The 16,237-nt window shown below is 72.5% G+C and carries 9 protein-coding genes; all 9 read right to left on the bottom strand.

The genetic code is table 11. The features are described 5' to 3' along the window. Positions 1-117: 117 nt before the first annotated feature. Positions 118-2,961 carry a cellulose-binding domain-containing protein gene (locus ACXN5W_RS26195; protein WP_473161046.1) on the bottom strand — a complete coding sequence of 948 codons (2,844 nt, stop codon included), beginning with the start codon at positions 2,959-2,961 and terminating at the stop codon, positions 118-120. A gap of 636 nt (positions 2,962-3,597) precedes the next feature. Next, positions 3,598-5,148 (bottom strand): arabinofuranosidase catalytic domain-containing protein, encoded by a 1,551-nt coding sequence (locus tag ACXN5W_RS26200; RefSeq protein ID WP_473161047.1) that lies wholly within the window; start codon positions 5,146-5,148, stop codon positions 3,598-3,600. A 277-nt stretch (positions 5,149-5,425) separates the two neighbouring features. Continuing rightward, on the bottom strand, positions 5,426-6,535 hold the full coding sequence (locus ACXN5W_RS26205) for a uroporphyrinogen-III synthase (RefSeq protein WP_473161048.1): 1,110 nt from the start codon (positions 6,533-6,535) through the stop codon (positions 5,426-5,428). Then, positions 6,532-6,903 carry a nitrite reductase small subunit NirD gene (gene nirD, locus ACXN5W_RS26210; RefSeq protein WP_473161049.1) on the bottom strand — a complete coding sequence of 124 codons (372 nt, stop codon included), beginning with the start codon at positions 6,901-6,903 and terminating at the stop codon, positions 6,532-6,534. The genes ACXN5W_RS26205 and nirD overlap by 4 nt, the downstream gene beginning before the upstream one ends. Next, positions 6,903-9,362, bottom strand: coding sequence for a nitrite reductase large subunit NirB (nirB, locus tag ACXN5W_RS26215; RefSeq protein ID WP_473161050.1), 2,460 nt, complete (start codon positions 9,360-9,362; stop codon positions 6,903-6,905). Before nirB ends, nirD begins: the two co-directional genes overlap by 1 nt. After that, entirely contained in the window at positions 9,359-10,765 is a 1,407-nt protein-coding gene (locus tag ACXN5W_RS26220; protein WP_473161051.1) for an FAD-dependent oxidoreductase, read from the bottom strand. The genes nirB and ACXN5W_RS26220 overlap by 4 nt, the downstream gene beginning before the upstream one ends. Then, positions 10,762-12,870: a molybdopterin oxidoreductase family protein gene (locus ACXN5W_RS26225; protein ID WP_473161069.1), complete on the bottom strand. Its 2,109-nt coding sequence runs from the start codon at positions 12,868-12,870 to the stop codon at positions 10,762-10,764. The genes ACXN5W_RS26220 and ACXN5W_RS26225 overlap by 4 nt, the downstream gene beginning before the upstream one ends. Positions 12,871-12,982: 112 nt before the next feature. Further along, positions 12,983-14,362 carry an MFS transporter gene (locus ACXN5W_RS26230; RefSeq protein ID WP_473161052.1) on the bottom strand — a complete coding sequence of 460 codons (1,380 nt, stop codon included), beginning with the start codon at positions 14,360-14,362 and terminating at the stop codon, positions 12,983-12,985. A 269-nt stretch (positions 14,363-14,631) separates the two neighbouring features. Beyond that, the gene (locus tag ACXN5W_RS26235) at positions 14,632-16,170 is read right to left on the bottom strand and encodes a cellulose binding domain-containing protein (protein ID WP_473161053.1); all 1,539 of its coding nucleotides are present in this window, start codon (positions 16,168-16,170) and stop codon (positions 14,632-14,634) included. Between the last annotated feature and the right edge of the window lie 67 nt (positions 16,171-16,237).

Consider the following 16,237-nt stretch of genomic DNA (forward strand, 5'->3'; position numbering starts at 1 on the left):
ACTAGCAGGTTCTTTCGCATCCGACCTCCTTCGCTCTCCCGTCCCCTCCCACCGCACCCCCCCCCGGCCGGGTCGGGCGACGCCGGGACCACCGGCGCGGCACCGCCCGACCACGGCTCAGCGGACGCCGATGGTGCTGCTGCCGTAGCTCCTCGGGCTGCTGGCCGGGTTGGCGGTCACCCACCAGAAGGGCAGCGCCGTGGTGGGCGCCGAGGCCCGCTGGATCAGGTACGACTTCCCACTCTGGGCCGGGATGGCGATGGTGGCGCCGCTCTGGTTCGCCAGTACGGTGCCACCGGTCTCGTCGACGACCGTCACGTTCTGCCCGGACCACGGGTTGCGGACCGTGATGGTGCCGGTCGCGCCCGCGTCCACCGACAGGGTGACGATGTTCCCGCCCCGGATCTGCACGTGCGCCTTCCCCCTGTGCTGGATGAAGACGGTGCCGTCGACGTCCCAGCCGCTGGGCCAGGCCGGCGCGACCCGCAGGGTGCCGTCGTAGTCCTGGATCAGGCCCTCGGTCACCGCCGCCGCCGTGACGCCCATCTGCTCGAAGTACGGGGAGCTGCCGCCGCCCTGCCAGGTGGCCAGCCCGCTGGCGTAGATCTGGTACTTCCCGACCATGGTCGTGAGGGTGGACTTCAGGTCACTGGCCAGACCCAGCCGGGCCGCCTGGAGCGGGTCGAAGCTCCAGTCGGGCTGGGTCGGGAACGGACGGTGGCTGAAGGTGTTGCGGGCCAGCGCCGTCTGGCTGCCGCTGTCCCCGATCAGGTTGTACGGCCACACCGGTTCGAGGCCGAGGTTCTCCTGGTTGTGCAGCGCCGCCGACGTCTGCGCGGAGTTGGTGATCACCGTGACGCCGCCGGAGTTGGTGGTGGGATAGTCCCGGATCTTCGGGATCGCGGCGTTGAGCTGGCTGGCCACGTCCGAGTCCACGCCGAGGGTCTGCGCGGCCTGCACCGCGACCGGGAACAGCGCCTTCATGGCCGCGACGTCGGTGACCGGGTCACTGACGTTCCACTGCGTCTCGTGCGCGTTCGACGTGGTGTGCAGCTTGCCGTCCGAACCGGTGGTGGCGTGCGAGAGCAGGAACCGCGCCGAGTCCCGGATGATCGGGTAGTTCGCCGACAGGAACGCCCGGTCGTCGGTGGCCAGGTACGTCTGCCAGATCCACAGCCCGATCTCCGCCCCGCTGGTCACGGTCTGGGCGTTGAACGACACGATCCGGTTGCTGCACGAGGCGTTGCTCTCCTCCGAGCCCGGGGCGTACTCGCCGTTGCCGTTGAACCGCATCGTCTCCGGCACGCAGATACCCTGGTGGTTCGGGTAGTGCGAGCTGGTCCAGGCGGCGATGTTGGACAGGTTGGTGCGGTACAGGTTGAAGATCGGCGAGTTCTCGTCGAACGCGCCCGCCGACAGGTTGGCCTGCACGAACATGCGCAGGTTCCAGAACCAGTACCCGGCCGGGTACCACGGCTGGCTGTCCTGGGCGTAGCTGAACAGGTCCGCCAGCCCCGCCTGGGTGCCCGGTACGGTGTCCCGGTTGATCGAGGCGATGTAGAACAGGTACAGCGTGCGCATGTTCTCGAAGTACTCGCCGGACCCGTCGCTGGAGGTGATCTTCAGCAGGCCCACCGAGTCCCAGTAGTTGTGCCACCAGGACAGGTGGCTCGCGGCCAGGTCCGCCGAGGAACGGGTCAGGTCGCTGCCCAGCAGGGTGTTCGCGGTGCTGATCGCGTTCCCACCGGTCCACTTCGGCGACACCGCGATCACCCGGAACGAGCCGTCGCTGTTGGGTTGGAAGCTGACCTGACCGGTCAGGTTGTTCGGGTTCGACGCCTGGACGTTCCGACCACCGGCGCTGATCGCCGCCATCGCCCCGAACGTCTGGTTGGACGCTCCGACCTGGCTGTTGTCCGTCCAGGTCTGGGACAGCGCGGCCACCGAGCCGGACGCCTGCGCGCTGGGGTTACGGCCGCTCCACAGCTTCACCTGGGCCGTCTGGGTGCTGTTCGGATCCGCGCCGGTGACGTCCACGACCAGTTCCGGGGCGTCCGCCCGCACGTACGCGGTCAGCGTCATCCCGCCGCCGGACTCGTGCAGCGTCCCGTCGTAGAGGTCCAGGTAGCCGTGGAAGTCCGACGCCCCGGTCAGCCGGCTGATCCCCGGGATCACGACCTGACCCGGTGACTTACGGTCCGGGAACGTGTCGTTGCGGTTGAGCTGCGCGGTGAAGCCGTTCGCCGCCCAGGTCGCGACGCCCAGGCTGCCGTTGCCGAACGGTACGGACTGGGTGTTGGCGCTGTTCGGCCGGTTCAGCACGATGTCCGACCGGCGGGCCACGTTCGGGGTGTCCACCGCGAAGCGCCCGTTCTGCCAGGCGGTCGTCGTGGTACCCGGCGGCGGCGAGGTCGGCGGCGCGCTCGTGGGCGGGGCCGAGGTGGGCGGCGCGGAGGTCGGGGGCGCGCTCGTGGGCGGCGCGGAGGTGGGCGGCGCGCTCGTGGGCGGCGCGGAGGTCGGCGGCGCGGAGGTCGGGGTCACCCCGCCGGTGCAGGTCACCCCGTTGAGCGCGAAGCTCGCGGGCATCGGGTTGCTGCCGGTGCTGCTGCCGTTGAACCCGAAGTTCGTGCTCCCCCCGGTGGGGATGCTGCCGTTGTACGACACGTTGCTGGCGGTCACCTCGGCACCGGACTGCGTGTAGGTCGCGTTCCAGATCTGGGTGATCGTCTGGCCGGCCGGGAAGGACCAGGTCAGCCGCCAGTTGCTGATCGGGTCACCGAGGTTGTTGATGGTCACGCTGGCGCCGAAGCCGCCGGGCCATTCGCTGCTGACCGCGTACGTCACCTGGCAGCCGGTGGCCGCCTGGGCGGACGCCGCCGCGCCGAGCCCGTACGCGGTCAGCGCGGCCGTCATCGTGGCGGCGAGCCAGACCCGGCGTCGGGTACGTCTGGTGATCCTCACGGGATCCTCCTGGTCACATGGGTCGCGTCGCCCCGGCTGGGGCCGGGGTGGAGGGTGCTGGGCACCCGGTAGATCTCTCCGAGCGGGCGAGCGACGGTCGGTGATCGTGGATTGCCGCTGCCCCCAGCGGGGCACCAACGATCCACTCGGGCCGGCGGGTTCCTCCTGTTCGGGCCGGACGGGCACACCCGAGACGGCGGTCATCCGACGACGGGCGTTGGTTCACGTTCGGGTTGGCCACCGGCCGGCCGCCACCCGGGGGCGCCACGGTCCGGTACGGGGTGGTTGTGGCCTGCCGATACGGTTAGCCCGGATCCCGTTTCCCGGCGCCGGCCCACACCCCGGTGAGCACGATGCGACGAACGCATTGGTCTGATGTTACCGCTAACATCGGCCCGGTCAATAGACCGGCTCCGATCGCTGTCGCCGCCGCGTCCGCGCCGATCACCCGGGCTCCGGCCGACCCACTCGATGGCCCGACGGCACCGGCGCCGACCACCCGGGACACGCACGCCGCCGGAACCCACGCTGTTCGGGTCACGCGACGGCGCCGGCCGCCGGCCACTCCACTCGGGAGGGCCGACGACCGGCGCCGGGGTGTGGCCAGCCGGACCCGTCGGGACCGGCCGATCTCCGTCAGCGGTAGCCGGCGGCGATGATGTCGGCCTGGATCGCGTTCTCGGTGGCGTCGGACGGGTAACCGGCCACCATGGCTCCCTCGTAGAAGGTGCCCGCGCTGAGGTTCGCGCCGCCGTCGGGCTTGCAGCAGTCGCCGCCGCTGCCCAGGATGATCGCACCCTGCTTCTTCATCGGGCTGTAGCCGTTCGGCAGGCCACCGTCATAGACGGTGTAGAGGCTGCCGGACTGGGCGTTGCTGCCCTTCATGGCGAACCGCGAGGTGCCGTTGTTCTTCAGGGTGGCGGTGACGAACTTGCTGGTGAAGGCCCGCTGGTTCGGGTTCCAGGACTGGCTGCCACCCGGGTAGAGACCCCACTCCAGGTCGGCCTGCACCCACGGCCCGGAGCCGGAACAGCCACCGAACCAGCACTGCTTGCTGAAGTTGATCGAGTCCATCGCGCCGGCCGCGTCGGCCTTCCGGGTGGTCTCGCTGTTGCCGTAGTCGAAGCAGCAGCCGCTGTTCACGTGCGTACCGCTGGTCACCATGTACATGCCCTCGGGCTGGCTGCCGGTCGGGACGCCGGTCAGGTGGCCGTCCCGCCAGTAGCTGTTGCTCGGGTTGATGTACAGCGAGTACGCCTTGTTGCCGCTGACCGTCAGCGACTCGGTCGTCGCGGTCGCCGGACGGCTCTGCGGCGAGCCGGGAACCTGGGCGGAACCCTGGTACCACAGATCGTTCCCGCGTCCCGACTGGTCGAAGACGGCGGTGATGACGCAGGTGGTGCCGGCGCAGAACGAGTCCTGGGTCGCCGCGTTGGCGTAGCCGCCGGCGCTGAGCACCGCGATGTTGCGGGTGGTGTTGTCGGACGAGCGGCGGACCTGGTACAGGTTGCCGTTGTAGCTGGTGTACAGCGCCCGGGTGGTGCTGTGCGCGGCGACGCAGGGGGTGCCACCGGCGGCGTAGATGTCACAGGGCCGGCCGCCCGGCGGCGGCGGGGAGGTCGGCGGCATCGAGGTGGGCGGCGTCGAGGTGGGCGGCGCGGAGGTGGGGGTCGTCGACGTGCTCCACTGCTGGTTGCGGCCGCCGTTGCAGGACCACAGGATCAGCTTCGTCCCGTTGGCCGTACCGGCGCCGTTGGCGTCCAGACACAATCCGGACTGCTGGCCGGTGATCGTGCCGTTGGAGTTGACGTTCCACTGCTGGTTGGACTGACCGTTGCAGTCCCAGATGATCACCGCGGTGCCGTTGCTGGTGCCCTGACCGTTCGCGTCCAGGCACTTGTTGCCGTACACCTGCAACTGCTTGCCCGAGGTGTACGTCCAGGACTGGCCGGCGGCACCGTTGCAGTCCCACAACTGCACCTGGGTGCCGTTCGTGGTCGACGAGTTCGGCACCTCGACACACCGGCCGGACTGCGCACCGACGATCGAGCCGGGTCCGGGCGCGGCTATCGCGACGTGTGCCTGGGTCGCCAGCGCGGTGCCGCCGACCACGAGGGCGAGGACGACCGCGCCGATCGCGGCGGAGAGCCGTCTGGGATGGATGGACCTGTGCGGGGAGATGACCATGGCGGTTCCTCGGGGCGTAGGGACTCCGGTGCGCTCGCGCTGGAGGGCCCGCGACTGGACCGGATAAGGGCCATCGATGTCAGCGCTAACAGCATGTCGTCGACGAATGCGCGGCCCCTGCCGGCCCGGTCAACCTCGACCAGCAGGCGGACTCGCCGTTCCTGCTCGGTCGGGACCCGGGCCGCGCGAATCCCGACGGCCAGATGTTATCGGTAACATCGACGTAGCCGATTTAACCACACCCCGCCGCAGAACGCCGCACCCCGCGTGGAACGGCCTACGCGTCCACCCGGAGCCGGTAGCCCCGCTTGACGACCGTCTCGACGTACCGGGACGAACCGAGCGCCGCGCGCAGCCGCACCACGGCCATGTCCACGGCGTGACTGTCGGCGGCCCGCGGCAGCGCCGCCGCCAGGTCCGCCCGCGGGATCACCACCCCGGGCCGGGCCGCCAACGCGGCCAGGATCGCCATGGTGGCCGGGGCGAGCAGCCGGACGGCGCCGTCGACCAGCACCGCGTGTCCCCGAAGCTCCAGTTCGGTGCCCGCCACCGACAACCGGCGGGCCCGCCGGGGCAGCTCGTCGGTGACCGCCCGGACCAGGGCGCCCAACCGGGCCCGGTCGGGCACCAGCACGGGTACGCCGGCGGCCCGCAGCGGGGCCGCGGTCACCGGGCCGACGCAGGCGGCCAGCACCCGGTCCGAGAACAGCTCGGTCGGGCTCATCCCGGTCACCTCCAGCAGCACCCGCACGGCGGGCGCGCTGGTGAAGGTGACGGCGTCGACCTGGCCGGCGAGGATCTGGCCCACCAGCCGACGGATCGGGCCCATGTCGGCCGGCGCCGTCCACCGGTACACCGGCACCTCCACCACCTCCGCCCCCGCGGCCCGCAGGGCGGTGGTGAACTCCTCCTGCGGGCCGCCGTGGAGCTGAACGGCGATCCGCCGACCCTCGATCCCCTCGGCGAGCAACTCCTGGAGGATCTCCTCGCACGACTCGGTCGGCGCCGCCCACTCCTCGCTGAGCCCGGCGGCCCGGATCGCGCCACACGGCTTGGCCCCCCGGGCGAACAGCCGGGCCCGCTCCAGACCGCCCCGCAGTGGCTCACCCACGCCCCAGCCCTCGGCCGCCTCCAGCCAACCCCGGAACCCGATCCCGGTGGTGACGACGACGATGTCCGGCGGCCGGCGGAGGCACTCCTCGGTGGCCTGCCGCAACGCGACGTCGTCGCGCAGCGGCACGATGGTGATGGTCGGGGCGTTGATGACCCGCGCGCCACGCCGTTCGAACAACGCCCGCAGCTCCGCGTTCCGGCGCTCGGCGGTGACCGCGACCGTGAACCCGGTCAGCGGCGCCGGTGCCGAAGCCGGCCGGCCCCCCTCGGTCACCGGAGCGCCACCTCCACCAGGCCGCCCCGGACCCGGGCCGGATAGACCGGCACGCAGATGTCGGGAACGTCCAGGCACCCGCCGGTGTCCAGGTCGTACGCCTGCTTGTGCATCGGGGACAGCACCACCGGCCGGTCGCCACGGGTACCCACGATCCCCCGGGACAGCACGTACGCCCCGGACAACGGATCACGGTTGCCGATCGCCCGTACCCCGTCGTCGTGCAACCGGAAGACCGCGACCTGGACACCGTCGAGCAGCGCCGCGGCGCCCCGCTCGGGCAGCAGGTCGGCCAGCCGGCAGACGGTCGTCCACCGGGTCGTGTCGGCGGTCCGGGCCACCGCTGCGGTCGTGCTCGGCGGCGTCATCACCGCACCGCCGGCATGCCGAGGGCGACCGGGCCACGGGCCGGCACCGGTTGGTCGCGTTCGACGGTGAACGCGATGGACGGATCGGGTGTGTCGGGCTCGTTGACGAACGAGACGAATCTGCGGAGCTTGTCCGGGTCGTCCAGCACGGCCCGCCACTCGTCGGCGTAGGAGTCGATGTGTCGGGCCATCGCCTCGTCGAGGTCGGCGCAGATCCCGAGGCTGTCCTCGACGATCACCGCGCGCAGGTGGTCGAGGCCACCGTCGAGCGACTCCAGCCAGGTGGCGGTGCGTTGCAGCCGGTCCGCCGTGCGGATGTAGTACATGAGATAGCGGTCGATCGTCCGGATCAGCTCCTCGGTGCTCAGGTCGGTCAGGAACAGCTCGGCGTGCCTCGGTCGGAATCCACCGTTGCCGCCGACGTAGAGGTTCCACCCCGTCTCGGTGGCGATGATTCCGAAGTCCTTGCTCCGGGCCTCGGCGCACTCCCGGGCACAGCCGGAGACCGCCGACTTTATCTTGTGCGGCGAGCGCAGGCCCCTGTACCGCAGCTCCAGCTCGATGGCCAGCCCGACGGAGTCCTGCACGCCGTAGCGGCACCAGGTGGACCCAACGCAGGACTTCACCGTACGCAGCGCCTTGCCGTAGGCGTGCCCCGACTCGAAGCCGGCCTCGACGAGCCGGCGCCAGATCCCCGGGAGCTGCTCGACCCGGGCGCCGAACAGGTCGATCCGCTGACCTCCGGTGATCTTGGTGTAGAGCCCGAAGTCGCGGGCCACCTCGCCGATCACGATCAGCCGCTCCGGCGTGATCTCCCCGCCCGGCACCCGGGGCACGACCGAGTACGTGCCGTCGCGCTGGATGTTGGCCAGGAAGTGGTCGTTGGTGTCCTGCAACGCGGCCTGCTCCCCGTCCAGGACGTGGCCGTTGCCCAGCGAGGCGAGGATCGAGGCGACCGCCGGCTTGCAGATGTCGCAGCCCCGGCCCGTGCCGTAGCCGGTGACCAGCTCCGAGAACGTGCGGATGCCGCGCACCCGGATCAGGTCGAACAACTCCTGGCGGGAGTAGTCGAAGTGCTCGCACAGCGCCGTCGACTGGACCACGCCGGCCTCGTCGAGCAGCGTACGCAGCAACGGCACGCAGGATCCGCAGGTGGTACCGGCCCGGGTACACGCCTTGAGGCAGCCGATGTCGGCGCACCCGCCCCCGATCGCCGTCACGATCTCGTCCTTGGTGACGGCGTTGCAGCTGCACACCTGCGCGTCGCCGGAGAGGGACACCGACGGCGCCCCCTCGGACAGGAAGTCGGCGAGCTTGCCGGGCACCGGCCCGCCGACGGCCGACCGCAGGGCCGGGTAGGCCGACACGTCGCCGACCAGGATGCCGCCGAGCAGAGTCTGCGCGTCGTCGCTCAGCACCAGCTTCGCGTAGATGCCGCTGGCCGGGTCGGCGTACACCACGTCGAGCGGGCCGGTGGTGGCGCCGAAGCTGCCCACGTCGACCCCGAGCAGCTTGAGCTTGGTGGACGTGTCGGCGCCGCCGAACCGGGCGGTGCCGCCGAGCAGCCGGTCCACCAGCACGTCCGCCATCGCGTAGCCGGGGGCGACCAGCCCGTAGCAGCGGCCGTCGACCGCCGCGCACTCCCCCACCGCGTAGATCCGCTCGTCGCTGGTCCGGCAGGTGTCGTCCACCAGCACCCCGCCCCGCTCCCCGACCGCCAAGCCGGCCGTGCGGGCCAGCTCGTCCCGGGGGCGCACCCCGGCGGCGAAGACCACCAGGTCGGTCTCCAGCGCCAGGTCGGCGGAGGTGTCCACCCGCAACCGGCCGTCCTGGGCGGTGACCCCGGTGACCCCGGTGCCGCAGTGGACCGCGATGTCCAGCTCCTCGATCCGCCGCCGCAGCATCGCGCCGCCGCCCTGGTCGACCTGCATCGGCATCAGGTGCGGCGCGAACTCCACCACCGAGGTGCGCAGGCCGAGCAGCCGCAGTGCGTTGGCGGCCTCCAGCCCCAGCAGGCCGCCGCCGACCACGGTCCCGACCGACCGGCCGGCCGCGTACGCCCGCAGCGCCTCCAGGTCGTCCAGGGTGCGGTAGACGAAGCAGCCCGGCTGGTCGGTGCCGGGCACCGGCGGCACGAACGGCCGCGACCCGGTCGCCAGCACCAGCACGTCGTACGGGTACTCCCCCGCGGCCGTGCGGACGATCTGGGCCGTCCGGTCGATCTCCGTCACGGGCTCGCCGAGCCGCAGGTCGGTGCCCGCGGGAACGCCGAGCGGGGCGAGGGTCAGTTCCTCCTCGCTGACCCCCTCGAACCAGGCGGACAGCCGGACCCGGTCGTACGCCCGGCGGTTCTCCTCCGCCAGCACGGTGACCGACCAGCGCCGGTCGGTGTCCCGGGCGGCCAGGGCCTCGATGAGACGCTGGCCGACCATGCCGTTCCCGATCACCACAAGTTTCATGGGTTGGTCACCTCCATACTCGACTCCGCTGAAGCGAGCCAGTCCACGATGCCGGTCACCGCGTCCCGGCAGCCGCCACAGCCGGTGGTGGCGCGGGTGGCCGAGACGATGTCCGGAAGAGTCCGGGCACCCTCCCGCCAGCACGCCGTGATCGTTGCCTTGGTCACCGAGTTGCACCGGCAGACCACCGCCTGCGCCGGCAGGAACGCCGGTGAGTCCGCCCGGGTCGGCGCGGCGGCGCCGTAGGACCGGCCGAGCAGCAGCGAGCGGCGGTCGGCGGGCACCTCGGCGTTGCGGTCGAACAGCTGCACGACCGCGCCGACGGCGGGGTTGTCGCCGAGCAGCACCGCGCCGGCCAGCCGGTCGTCCCGGATCACCAGCCGGGCGTACGTGCCCCGGGCCGGGTCGGCGAAGCTCACCACCTCGTCCCCGGGCTGGTCGGGGGTGACCGAGCCCATCGCGGCCACGTCGAGACCGGCCGCCTTGAGCCGGGTCACCGGTCGGGTGCCGTGATAGCGGCCGGCGCCGCCGGTGAGCCGGTCGACGACGGCGCCGGCCTGCTCCCAGGCCGGCGCGACCAGCCCGTACACCAGGCCGTCGTGCTCGGCGCAGTCGCCGACCGCCGACACGTACGGGTCGCTGGTGCGCAGTTCGTCGTCGACGAGGATGCCGTGCCGCACGGCCAGGCCCGCCGCCTCGGCCAGCGTGGTGTCCGGCCGGACCCCACAGGCCAGCACCAGCAGGTCGGCCGGCACGGTCGTGCCGTCGGCCAACTCCAACCCGTCCCCGGCCCACCGGACCGCCCGGGCGCCGAGCCGGACCGCGACACCGAACCCGTCCAGGGTGCGGGCGAGCACCGCCCCGCCGTCCCCGTCGAGCTGCCGGTCCATCAGGTGCGGGCCGGCGTGCACCACCGTCACCGTCAGTCCCCGGCCGGCGAGCCCGCGGGCCGCCTCCAGCCCGAGCAGGCCGCCCCCCAGCACCACGGCGGTACGGGCCGAGGTCGCGCCGGCCACGATGGCCCGGCAGTCGTCCAGGGTGCGGAAGGCGTACACGTTCTCCGCGTCCAGGCCGGGCAGCGCCGGCCGGGCCGCCCGCGCGCCGGTGGCCAGCACCAGGGCGTCGTACTCGACCGCCTCATCCGGGGTGATCACCAGCCGGCGGTCCAGGTCGAGCGCCGTGACCGGCACCCCGAGCCGGACGTCCATCCCGGCCGGCGGCGCGGCCATGGCCAGGTCGTCCTCGCCCACGCGGCCGGCCAGCAGGGTCGACAACATGATCCGGTTGTACGGCGGATGCCGTTCGGCGCCGAAGACGGTGACCTTGACGTCCCGGTCCCGGGCGTGCAGCTCGGCGGCCACCCGGGCACCGGCCATCCCGCAACCCACCACGACCGCCCTCATGCCGGTCGCCCCTCGGTCCGCGCGTACCCGACCGCCGGCTCGGCGGCGACGCCCACCCGCTCCGCCGGGCCGCTCGCCGGAGCCAGACGGGCGGCGGAGAGCTTGAACTCGGGCATCCGCGACACCGGGTCGAGCGCGTCGCCGGTCAGCGTGTTGGCCCGGGCCCGCCCCGGATAGTGGAACGGCATGAACACGGTGTCCGGGCGGATCGTCGTGCTGAGCCGGGCCGGCGCGACGGCCGTACCGCGCCGGGTGCTGATCTCGACCGGGTCGCCGTCGGCCACGCCCAGCCGGTCGGCCAGGTCGGCGTGCAACTCCACGAACGGCTTGCCGGGCAGGGCGGCGACCCGGCGGGTCTGCGCGCCGGACTGGTACTGGGTGAGTTCCCGGCCGGTGGTGAGGTAGAGCGGATAGTCGGCGTCCGGCAGCTCGCCGGGGGGCCGGTGGTCGACCGCGACGAACCGGGCCCGGCCGTCCGGGGTGGCGAACCGGTCGAGGAACATCCGCGGCGTGCCGGGATGGTCGGTCGTCGGGCAGGGCCAGAAGACCCCGCCCTCCGCCTCGATCCGCTCGTAGGTGATGCCGGCGTAGTCGGCCGGCCCACCGGCGCTGGCCCGCCGCAGCTCGTCGAAGACCTCCCCGGGTTCGGCGCTGGTCGGCGCGCCGAACCGGCCGGACAGCTCGGCCAGCACCGCCAGATCGGTCCGTACCGACGGCGGTGGTGGTCGCAGCCGGCGGCGGCGGATCACCCGGCCCTCCAGGTTCGTCATCGTGCCGTCCTCCTCGGCCCACTGGGCGGTGGGCAGCACCACGTCGGCCAGTTCGGCGGTCTCCGACATGACCATGTCGGACACCACCAGCAGATCCAGCGCGCCGAGCCGCTCGGTGACCGACGCGGCGCGGGGCGCCGACACCACCGGGTTCGAGCCGAACACCAGCAGCCCGCGCGGCCCGCCCGTGGTGCCGAGCGAGCTGAGCAGTTCGTACGCCGACGGGCCGGGGCCGGGCAGGTCCGCCGGCCGCACCCCCCAGACGGCCGCCACGTGGGCCCGGGCCGCCGGGTCGTCGATGCGCCGGTAGCCGGGCAGCTGGTCGGCCTTCTGGCCGTGTTCCCGACCGCCCTGGCCGTTGCCCTGCCCGGTGAGGCAGCCGTACCCGGAGCCGGGGCGACCGGGCAGGCCCAGCGCGAGGGCCAGGTTGATGAACGCGGAGACGGTGTCGGTGCCGGTGCTGTGCTGTTCGGCCCCCCGGGCGGTGAGGATGACCGCCCGGCGGGCGGTGGCCAGCCGCCGGACCGTGTCGACCAGGTCGGCCGCCGCGACCCCGGTGAGCCGTTCCACCCGGGCCGGCCACCACTGCGCGACCGCCCGGCGCACCTCGTCGAAGCCCGTCGTGCGGGCCGCCACGTACTCGGTGTCGACCAGGCCCTCGGTGATCGCGGCGTGCAACAGGCCGTTGGCCAGCACGAGGTCGGTGCCGGGGGTGGGTTGCAGGTGCAGCGCGGCGCGCCGGGCGGTCGCGGTGGCCCGGGGATCCACCACGATCAGCCGGTCGTCCGCGAGGTGCCGGACGAACGGCGGCATGGTCTCGGCCGGGTTGGCGCCGACCAGCAGCACCGCGTCCGCGTCCGCGATGTCGGAGACCGGGAACGGCAGGCCCCGGTCGAGACCGAAGGCCCGCAGCCCGCCCGCCGCCGCCGAGGACATGCAGAAGCGTCCGTTGTAGTCGATGCTGCGGGTGCGCAGGGCCACCCGGGCGAAGCGGCCCAGCGCGTACGCCTTCTCGTTGGTGAGGCCGCCGCCGCCGAACACCGCGACGGCGTCCCGGCCGTACCCCCGCTGGATGTCGCCGACCGCCGCGACGACCCGGTCGATGGCCTCGTCCCAGCTGGCCGGCCGCAGCCGGCCGCCGTCGCGCACCAGCGGCGTGGTCAGCCGCTGCGGGTGACTGAGCAGATCGGCGGCCGTCCAGCCCTTCTGGCAGAGCCCGCCACGGTTGGTCGGAAAGTCACGGCCGTCGACCGTCACCGCGCCGTCCGCCCCAGCCCGCAGCGTCATCGCGCACTGGAGTGCGCAGTACGGGCAGTGCGTGTCGGCCAATGGCATGCCGTCGATGCTGTTCATTGATGATTTCCTCCCGCGCAAAGGCGTGTTACGGGCCGGCAAAACGGAGGTCACCGCGAGCGTTCGGCGCCGGTGACGGACCGCCCGGACCGGGTCAGATGGTCGCCTCGGCCAGGCTGGGCGCCACCCGACGCAGGGCGGTACGCAGGTAGAACCACCAGGTCGCCACCAGGCAGAGCAGGTAGCCGGCCAGGAACGTGAGCAGCGCCGCGTTGATCGAACCGGTCTGCGCGATCGAGGTGCCGAATCCGCGCGGGATGAGGAATCCACCGAGCGCGCCGACCGCGGACGCCAGCCCGATCACCGCGGCCGCCTCGGTGCGGCCCTGGGCCACCGCCTGCGGGGTGTCGCCCGAGCGCTGGACCGCCCGGATCCGGAAGATCGCCGGGATCATCCGGTACGTCGAACCGTTGCCGACCCCGCTGGCCACGAAGAGCAGCAGGAACGCGCCGAGGAACGGGCCGAACCGGTGCGCGGACAGCGCGGCCAGCACCCCGCCCACCCCGCAGCCCATCACCACGAACGTCGCGGCGGTGACCCGGGCGCCGCCGAACCGGTCGGCCAACCAGCCGCCGAAGGGCCGGGTCAGGGAGCCCACCAGGGGACCGAGCGCGGCGTACAGCACCCCGCCGGCCTCCGGGAACTCGGACTTGATCAGCAGCGGCAGCGCGGCGGAGTAGCCGATGAACGACCCGAAGGTGCCGATGTAGAGACCCGACACCACCCAGGTGTGGGTGTCCCGCAGCACGACCAGCTGCCGGCGCAGCGGCGCCCGGGACACACTCAGGTTGTCCATGAACCGCGCGGCGCACACCGCCGCGATCAGCACCGGCACCAGCCAGAACAGGGGCACGTTCACCAGCCGGGAGGCGCCACCGAACAGTGCCACCCCGATGACCAGCGGCACGCTGAACTGGACGACGGCCACCCCGAGGTTGCCGCCGGCCGCGTTGAGGCCGAGCGCGACCCCCTTGTGCCGCTCCGGATAGAAGTACGAGATGTTCGCCATCGAGGAGGCGAAGTTGCCGCCGCCCAGCCCGGCCGAGACCGCCGCCAGGGTGAACATCCAGTACGGGGTGCCGGGGTTGAGCACGCAGGCCGCCATCAGCCCGATGGGCAGCACGAGCAGCGCGGCCGAGACGGTGGTCCAGTTCCGGCCGCCGAACCGGGCCACCGCGATGGTGTACGGGATCCGCATGAACGCGCCGACCAGGTTGGGCAGCGCCACCAGCCAGAAGAGCTGGTCTACGGAGAACCGGAAGCCGGCACCGGGCAGGTGGACCGCGACGGCGCTCCACAGCAGCCAGACGGAGAAGCCGAGGTGCTCGACGATGATCGACCAGATCAGGTTGCGGCGGGCCACCCGGCGGCCGGTGGCCGCCCAGAACCGCTCGTCCTCAGGTTCCCAGTGGCTGATCCACCGCCCGGTGGCCGGCGTGGGGGCGGGTGCGTCGACGGACAGTGTGGTTGTCATGACCGGTACGGTCGGCACCGCGCGTTGCCGGCCGATGACCGGCGACGTGGCGCGACTGTGAAATGGTCGTCACCACGCCGCCGTACAGCCTGTGACACGGACGGCCCCGCAGACCAGCCCCCACGCCCGGGGCCAGCCCTCGCCCCGGCCGCCGCCCCTCGCCCCCTCACGCGGGCGCCGACGCCCGTCGGGTGTACCCGGGGTACCTCAGCGGGCCTGGACAAGGTACCTGGCGTACAACCGACGGGTGTTGATCGGGCGGTGCGGGTTCAGCCGGTGGTGCAGGCGGTGCCGTTGAGGGTGAAGGCCGGGGGCTTTTCCGTGTTGCCGGTGTGGTTGGCCTGGAAGCCGAGGCTGACCGACGCGCCGGGCGCGATCGTACCGTTGTAGGAGACGTTGCGGGCGGTCACCTGCCCGGAGCTGGGTGAGTAGCTGGCGTTCCAGCCGGAGACGATGCTCTGTCCGCCGGGCAGGGCGAACACCAGCGACCAGCCGTTGATGGCGGTGCCGCCGGTGTTGGTGACGGTGATGTCCTCGGTCAGGCCGGTGTTCCAGGCGCTGACCGTGGCGCTGACCCGGCAGCCGCCGTTGCCCGGCGGCGGGGTGGTCGGCGGCGCCGTGGTCGGGGGCGCCGTGGTCGGAGGCGCTGTGGTCGGAGGCGCTGTGGTCGGCGGTGCCGTGGTCGGCGGCGCCGTGGTCGGGGGCGCTGTCGTCGGAGGCGCTGTGGTCGGAGGCGCTGTGGTCGGTGACGGGCTGGTGCCGAGCTTCGCGGCGACGATCGGCGCGAGCCGGGTGGCGATGGCCTCGTGTCCGGCGTCGTTCGGGTGGACCGAGTCGCTCAGGCCGCCCGGCGGCACCCACCCGGTGGTGTCCACGTAGTACACGTTCGGGTCACCGCCGTCGTTCGCCGCCCGTACGGCGGCCGAGGTCTCGGTGCCGAACCGGCCGCTGAAGGTGCGCAGCGCGAAGATCGCGGCGGCCGGGTACTTCGCGCGTACCGTGCGGATGAACGACACGTACTGACTCTGGAACTGGCTGCCCGTCACCCCGTGGCTGAGGTCGTTGGTGCCGAGGTTGATGACCACGGCGTCCGCCCGGTACCGGTTGAAGTCCCAGTTCGGGCTGGACGCCGAGTAGCCGGTCTTGAGGAACTGGGCGGCCACGCTGACACAGCCGTCGGACGTGGCCACCAGGCAGCCGCCGCCGTAGCCCAGCTGGGTGTGCTCGGTGCCCAACCGCTCGCCGACCAGCCAGCCGTACGCGGTGAGCGCCACCTTGGACGAGGTGGTGCCCAGGGTGATGGAGTCGCCGACGAACTCGATGAGCTGCGGCGCCACCGGCACCGGCCGGGTGGTCGCGCCGCTGTCCAGGATCAGCCCCTGGAACACCGCGTCACCGGTGTACGAGCCACCGACCACCCGGTACGACACCCGCAGGGTGTGGTTGCCGGACCGTAGCGGGGTCGGTGTGAGGTTCACGGTGCCGCGCACGTTGGTCAGGTAGGAGAAGGCCGCGCCGTCGATGCTGTAGTAGAGGTCGATCGTGTTGCGCTGCCTGAGCTTGACCGTGGTGCCGGTGAACCCGGTCTTGAAGTAGGCGCCGGCCCAGTTCGGCACGTACGCCGTGCTGTTCGACCTGTCCCACCGGCCGATGAAGGCGATGTTCGGATCGGTTGGTGACCCGTCGCCGGTCGCCGCGCGGGCCGCCGGCGACGCGGACAGCGTCACCACGCACCCGACCACCACGCACCAGGCCACCACCGCGGCGACCAGTGCCGTCGCGCGGGACCGTCTCCCCGAAGGACCCATGCCTCGCCCCCTCCGCCACCCACCGCCGGCGGCTGAGCCGCCGCCGGCTGGTAAGCGCTATCTAATT

Source organism: Plantactinospora sp. A48, assembly GCF_055793945.1.